The following is a 5,677-nucleotide window of genomic DNA, read 5'->3' on the forward strand; positions in this document are numbered from 1 at the left end:
AACGCCGTGGACAAGATCGCCGGCTGGATGTTCCGCGAACGCGTCGATCCCGCCGACAAGATCTTCTACACGACCGGCCGGCTCACCTCCGAGATGGTGATCAAGACCGTCCGCATGGGCATCCCGATCCTGGTCTCGCGGTCCGGCTTCACGGCCTGGGGCGTCGAACTCGCCCGCAAGGCCGGGCTGACCCTGGTTGGCCGGGCGCGCGGGCAGCGCTTCCTGGCGCTGTCGGGCCAGGACCGCATCGTGTTCGACTTGGATCCGGCCCTCGTGCCGCGTGAAAGCGGGCGGCACAGCCGCAAGGGTGGCGAGGATGAGTGAGGCCGTGCTCGGCGTGATCCTGGCCGGCGGGCTGGCCCGCCGCATGGGCGGCGGCGACAAGGCACTCAAAACGGTCGGCGACCGCACCATCCTCGACCGTGTCGTTGAGCGGCTGCGGCCCCAATGCGGGCGCCTGATCATCAACGCCAACGGCGACCCGGACCGCTTCTCCGGCTTCGGCCTGCCGGTCGTGCCGGACAATGTCCCGGACTTCGCCGGGCCGCTCGCCGGCATCCTGGCCGCCCTTGACCACGCGGCCGCCGCAGGGCCCGATGCCGATCTGGTGGTCAGCGTCGCGGCCGACACGCCGTTCCTGCCGCGGGATCTGGTCGGCCGGCTGCTGCGAGAGCGCGACGCAGCCGGCGCGGAGCTCGCCTGCGCGGGGTCCGACGGCCGCACACACCCGGTGGTCGGGCTCTGGCCCGTGCGCATCCGGGAGGAGTTGCGGCGCGCCCTGACGCAGGAGGGCGAGCGCAAGATCGACCGTTTCACCGCCCGCTTCCGCATGGCCGTGGTTGAGTGGCCGACCGTCCCGCTCGACCCCTTCTTCAACGCCAACCGGCCGGCCGATCTGGAGGAGGCCGAAGCGCTGCTCGGCCGGCTCGCGGATTGACGCTCCGCCCTCAGCCCGCCGCTTTGACGATGCGAAACACCAGGACATCTCCTTCCCGGGCCGAGGCTTCGAGCGCGTCGCCGGTTTCCCGCAGGAGGTTCGGGATGTCGATGGAGGACAGCGGGTCGGTGCATTCCACACGCAGCCGGGCCCCGGGCGCAGCTTCGCGCAGCGCCTTGCGGGTGCGGAGCGCCGGGAGCGGGCATTTGAGCCCGCGCAGGTCGAGGATGCGGTCGGTCATGCGGCAGGCCACCAGGGGCGGCCTGAATAGGACGTTCCCGCTCCGCCTGTCGACGGCCACGGCTCTCGGCCCGACCGGGCGGACCTGATGCAGCGATCCCCGTCCGCCGCATTGCTGCCGCTCGGGGCGGCCTTGGAGCGGCTCCTGCTGGGGGTGCAGCGCGTCCACCCGCGCCGGCTCCCGCCTGCCCTCGCGCTCGGGGCCGCCGCTTCCGAGGACGTGGCGGCGCCGGCCGACCTCCCGGCGGGCGCCGTCGCGGGCCGCGAGGGCTGGGCCGTCCTCTTCGGGGCGGTGGCCGGCGCCTCGCCGGGCTCGCCCGTGACGCTTGCGGCAGCGCCGCCCTGGGTCGACGCCGGCGCCGCCATGCCGGCCGGCACGGACACCGTGCTGCCGCCCGACGCCTTTGAGCCCGACCCTGCCAACGAGGTCAGCGCCGAGGCCGCGCCGGGCGAAGGCGTGATCGGGGCGGGCACCGAGTTCCGGGCCGGAGACCCGATCCTCCTCGCAGGCAGCCGGATCGGCCCGCAGCATCTGTTGGCGCTCGGCTGCGCCGGGATCCGCGAGGTCGGCATCCGGGTCCCGCGCGTCGCCCTACTTGAGACCGCAGGCGCCCGGGAGCACGGCGCCCTCGGGCCGGCGCTGGCCGCCCTGGCGCGCGCGTGCGGCGCTGAGACCGCCCCGATCCTCGCCGCGGAGGACGGCCTCCTGGCAACGGCCCGCGCGATCGCTTCCGCGGCCGAGAGCGCGGACCTGGTGTTCGTGATCGGCGGCACCGGATTCGGCCGCACCGATTGCAGCGCCGCCGCGCTCGCCCGGGCGGGGACCCTGGCGCTGCACGGTGTGGCGCTCCGGCCCGGCGAAACGGCCGGGTTCGGCAGCGTCGCCGGATGTCCGGTGCTGCTCCTGCCCGGCCGACCGGACGCGGCCCTGGCCGCCTTTCTGGCACTCGGCCGCCCTCTGCTGGGTCGCCTTGCCGGCCTGGCCGAGCCGCCGGCCCGGCTTTCCCTGCCGCTCAGCCGCAAAGTGTCCTCGGCGCTCGGGCTCAGCGAAATCGTGTTCTTGCGCCGAGGGGCGGCGGGGCTCGAGGCGCTCGGCGGCAGCGACATCCCGCTGCGCCGCCTTCTGCAGGTGGAAGGGGCCCTCCTCGTACCACCGGACCGGGAGGGCTATCCCCAGGGCGCGGCGGTTGAGATGATGCCTGTGTGGAGCCCCAGGTGAAGCGTCCGGCGGACGACCTCGCGGAGCGGATCGCCCGCGCCTCGCGGCAGGAGCAGTTCCTGTCCGTGGTGACGCGCGAGGAGGCGATCGCCCGGTTTCGCGCCGCAGTTCCGCACGCGCCGCTGCCGCCCGAAGCGGTTCCGCTCGCCGACGCCCTCGGGCGGGTCCTTTCGGCCGACATCGCCTCCCCGGTCGACGTGCCGCCCTTCGACCGGGCGCTGGTGGACGGCTTCGCGATCCGGTCCGCCGACGCGCAGGGCGCCACGGGGGCGGCGCCGGTGCGGCTGGCGCTCAATCCGGAGATCCTGGCCTGCGGCGTTGAACCCGTCCTCGCCGTGGCGGCCGGAACCGCGACCCCCATCGCGACCGGCGGCGTGCTGCCCCGGGGAGCGGACGCGGTCGTGATGGTGGAGGCGACCGACTTCCTCCCTGACGAGGGCGCGATCGACCTCGCCGAGGCCGCTCCGCCCGGCCGCTTCGTCGGTTATGCCGGGTCCGACATGGCGCAGGGCGAGACGGTGTTGCGCCGGGGCACGCTCGTCACCGCACGCGAGATCGGCATGCTGGCCGCGTGCGGCCTGGCCAGCCTCGAGGTGGTGCGCCGCCCACGCGTGGCCGTTCTGTCCACGGGGGATGAACTGGTGGCGCCCGGCGAGAGGCTGCGGCCGGGCGGCATCTACGATTCCAACAGCGCCATCCTGGCAGCCACGGTGCGGGAGAATGGCGGCGAGCCAATCTCCTTCGGCATCCTGCCGGACGACGAGGCTGCCCTGGAAGAGGCCCTGCGGGAGGCGCTGGCCAGTTGCGATCTCGTGGTGCTGTCCGGCGGCACCTCGAAAGGGGCCGGCGACGTGTCGCACCGCATCCTGTCGCGCCTTGGCCCGCCCGGCATCCTGGTTCACGGCGTCGCGCTGAAACCGGGCAAGCCCCTCTGCTTGGCCGCGGTTGGAAGCAAGGGGGTGGTGGTGCTGCCCGGCTTTCCGACCTCGGCCATGTTCACCTTCCAGGACAGCGTGGTGCCGCTGGTGCGGGCCCTGTCCGGCCTGCCGCCGCGCGAGGAGGAGAGCGTAGACGCGACCGTGCCGGCCCGGGTGCCCTCCGAGTTGGGCCGCACCGAGTTCGTGATGGCCTCCTTGTCTCGCGGTCCGGGCGGCCTCGTGGCCCTGCCGCTCGGCAAGGGGTCGGGCTCCGTCACGGCCTTCTCCCAGGCGGACGGCTTCTTTGCGATCCCGGCCGACCGGCCGGCGCTCGAGCCCGGCGAGCGGGTCACCGTGACGCGGCTCGGCGCGGCCGTGCGGCCGCCGGACCTCACCGTCGTCGGCAGCCATTGCCTGGGGCTCGATCTGCTGGTCGGGCGGCTTGCCGACCGAGGCGTCAGGGTCCGGACGATCTGGGTCGGCTCGGCCGGAGGGCTCGCCGCGCTGAAGCGGCGCGAATGCGACGTCGCCGCCATGCACCTGCTGGACCCGCAGACCGGCCGCTACAACGCTCCGTTCCTTCTGCCCGGCATGGAGCTCGCGGGCGGCTGGGGGCGCCTCCAGGGGGTCGTGTTCCGGCCGGGCGACCCGCGTTTCGAGGCGAGGCCCGCGGCGGAGGCCGTGCGGGCCGTCTCGGCCGATCCCGAGAGCGTGATGGTGAACCGCAACACCGGGTCCGGCACGCGGGTCCTGGTGGATGGCCTGCTCGGCGGCGAACGGCCGGCCGGCTACTGGAACCAGCCCCGCTCCCACAACGCCGTCGCGGCGGCCATCCGGCAGGGCCGGGCCGATTGGGGGGTGGCCATCGACACCGTCGCGCGCGCCTACGGGCTGGGCTTCTTGCCGCTGACGGAGGAGCGTTACGACCTGGCGCTTTGGGCCGACCGGCGCACCGAGCCCGCCGTGGCGGCGCTGCTCGCCGTCTTGGCCGAGCCGGAAACCGCCGCCGCCCTCGGCGGGCTCGGTTTTGCGCCCACGGCAGGCGACGCGGCCCGGGCGGGGCTGCGATGAGGGTGATCGGGCTCGCCGGCTGGAGCGGCGCCGGCAAGACGACCCTGCTGGCCCGGCTGATCCCGGCCCTGGTGGCGCGGGGCCTCAAGGTGTCCACGGTGAAACACGCCCATCACGGCTTCGAGGTGGACCAGCCCGGCAAGGATTCCTTTGTCCACCGCGAGGCCGGCGCCACGGAGGTGATCGTCTCCTCGGCCCGGCGCTGGGTGCAGATCCACGAGGCGCGCGGCGAGCCGGAAGCCAGCCTGCCGGACCTGCTGGGCCGGCTCTCGCCCTGCGACCTCGTGCTGGTGGAAGGTTTCAAGCGCGAGGCGCATCCCAAACTCGAGGTGTTTCGCGCCCCCAACGGGCGCCCTCCCCTCCATCCGGAGGATGCCCGGATCGTCGCGGTGGCGAGCGACGTTCCCTTTCCGGAGGCCCGGGTCCCGGTCCTGGACCTCGACGACGTCGCGGAACTGGCAAGACGCATCCCGGACTGGGCGGAGCCCGTCGACACCGTGCTGAGGAGGCTCCGTGGCGCAGCTCAGTGACGATTGCTTCGCCTTTGGCGGACCACTCCTCTCCGTGGAGGAGGCCGTGGCGCTGATGCAGGAGCGCCTGCCCGTCCTGGCCGAGGCCGAGTGGGCAGCCTTGGCGGAGGCGGACGGCCGCATCGCGGCCGAGGACGTGCGGGCCGGGCTCGACCTGCCGCCTTTCAGCAACTCGGCGGTGGACGGCTACGCGGTGCGACACGGCGACCTCGCGCCGGCCGGTGACACGACCTTGCCAGTCGCCGGCCGGATCGCGGCCGGGCAATCGCCCGAGGGTGCCGTCGCGGCCGCCGCCATCCGGATCTTCACCGGCGCCCCCATGCCGCCGGGCGCCGACACGGTGTTCATGCAGGAGGACGTGCGGCTCGAGGGCGGCCGCGTGGTCCTGCCCCCGGGCTTGAAGGCCGGAGCCAATCGCAGGCTCGCCGGGGAAGACGCGGCGCGCGGCGAGGTCATCATCCCGGCCGGGCGCCGGCTGCGGCCGCAGGACCTCGCCCTCGCGGCTGCGGTCGGGCTGCAGCGGCTCCCGGTGCGGCGGCGGCTGCGGGTCGCGCTGTTCTCGACCGGAAACGAGCTGACCGAGCCCGGAGCGCCCCTCCGACCCGGAGCGGTGCACGATTCCAACCGCGTCATGCGCCGGGCCCTGCTCGGCCGGCTCGGGGTGGAGGTGCGCGACCTTGGCGTCCTGCCGGACGAGGTCGAGGTCGTGGCGGGCCAGATCCAGGCGGCTGCCGCCGGCGCCGACCTGGTCCTGACCTCGGGC

Annotated in this window: 7 protein-coding genes; 6 read left to right on the forward strand and 1 reads right to left on the reverse strand. The window is 74.4% G+C overall.

What is annotated here, in order from left to right; all coding sequences use genetic code 11:
* Both JWR86_RS16985 and mobA read left to right on the forward strand, forming a co-directional pair.
* The coding region (locus tag JWR86_RS16985; protein ID WP_299567629.1) for a formate dehydrogenase accessory sulfurtransferase FdhD at positions 1 to 324 on the forward strand (324 nt) is incomplete at its 5' end.
* The gene (gene mobA, locus JWR86_RS16990; RefSeq protein ID WP_299567631.1) at positions 317 to 937 is read left to right on the forward strand and encodes a molybdenum cofactor guanylyltransferase MobA; all 621 of its coding nucleotides are present in this window, start codon (positions 317 to 319) and stop codon (positions 935 to 937) included. The genes JWR86_RS16985 and mobA, both read left to right, overlap by 8 nt.
* Before the next feature lie 10 nt (positions 938 to 947).
* On the opposite strand, the gene JWR86_RS16995 is transcribed toward mobA, so the two are convergent.
* Entirely contained in the window at positions 948 to 1,178 is a 231-nt protein-coding gene (locus JWR86_RS16995) for a sulfurtransferase TusA family protein (RefSeq protein WP_299567633.1), read from the reverse strand.
* Between the two features lie 87 nt (positions 1,179 to 1,265).
* Here JWR86_RS16995 and JWR86_RS17000 point away from each other — a divergent pair, with 87 nt between their 5' ends.
* From JWR86_RS17000 to JWR86_RS17015, 4 genes are all read left to right on the forward strand, one after another.
* On the forward strand, positions 1,266 to 2,396 hold the full coding sequence (locus tag JWR86_RS17000) for a molybdopterin-binding protein (RefSeq protein ID WP_299567635.1): 1,131 nt from the start codon (positions 1,266 to 1,268) through the stop codon (positions 2,394 to 2,396).
* Entirely contained in the window at positions 2,393 to 4,384 is a 1,992-nt protein-coding gene (locus JWR86_RS17005) for a molybdopterin biosynthesis protein (RefSeq protein ID WP_299567636.1), read from the forward strand. Before JWR86_RS17000 ends, JWR86_RS17005 begins: the two co-directional genes overlap by 4 nt.
* Positions 4,381 to 4,914, forward strand: coding sequence for a molybdopterin-guanine dinucleotide biosynthesis protein B (mobB, locus tag JWR86_RS17010; RefSeq protein ID WP_299567638.1), 534 nt, complete (start codon positions 4,381 to 4,383; stop codon positions 4,912 to 4,914). The genes JWR86_RS17005 and mobB overlap by 4 nt, the downstream gene beginning before the upstream one ends.
* The coding region (locus JWR86_RS17015; RefSeq protein WP_299567640.1) for a molybdopterin molybdotransferase MoeA at positions 4,898 to 5,677 on the forward strand (780 nt) is incomplete at its 3' end. The genes mobB and JWR86_RS17015, both read left to right, overlap by 17 nt.

Origin of the sequence: Enterovirga sp., from assembly GCF_028290205.1 — a bacterium.
GTDB lineage: Bacteria > Pseudomonadota > Alphaproteobacteria > Rhizobiales > Beijerinckiaceae > Enterovirga.

Coding starts and splice junctions, on each gene's coding strand:
- JWR86_RS17000 (WP_299567635.1), top strand. CDS start 1,266: ATGCAGCGATCCCCGTCCGCCGCATTGCTGCCGCTCGGGGCGGCCTTG.
- mobB (WP_299567638.1), top strand. CDS start 4,381: ATGAGGGTGATCGGGCTCGCCGGCTGGAGCGGCGCCGGCAAGACGACC.
- mobA (WP_299567631.1), top strand. CDS start 317: ATGAGTGAGGCCGTGCTCGGCGTGATCCTGGCCGGCGGGCTGGCCCGC.
- JWR86_RS16995 (WP_299567633.1), bottom strand. CDS start 1,178: ATGACCGACCGCATCCTCGACCTGCGCGGGCTCAAATGCCCGCTCCCG.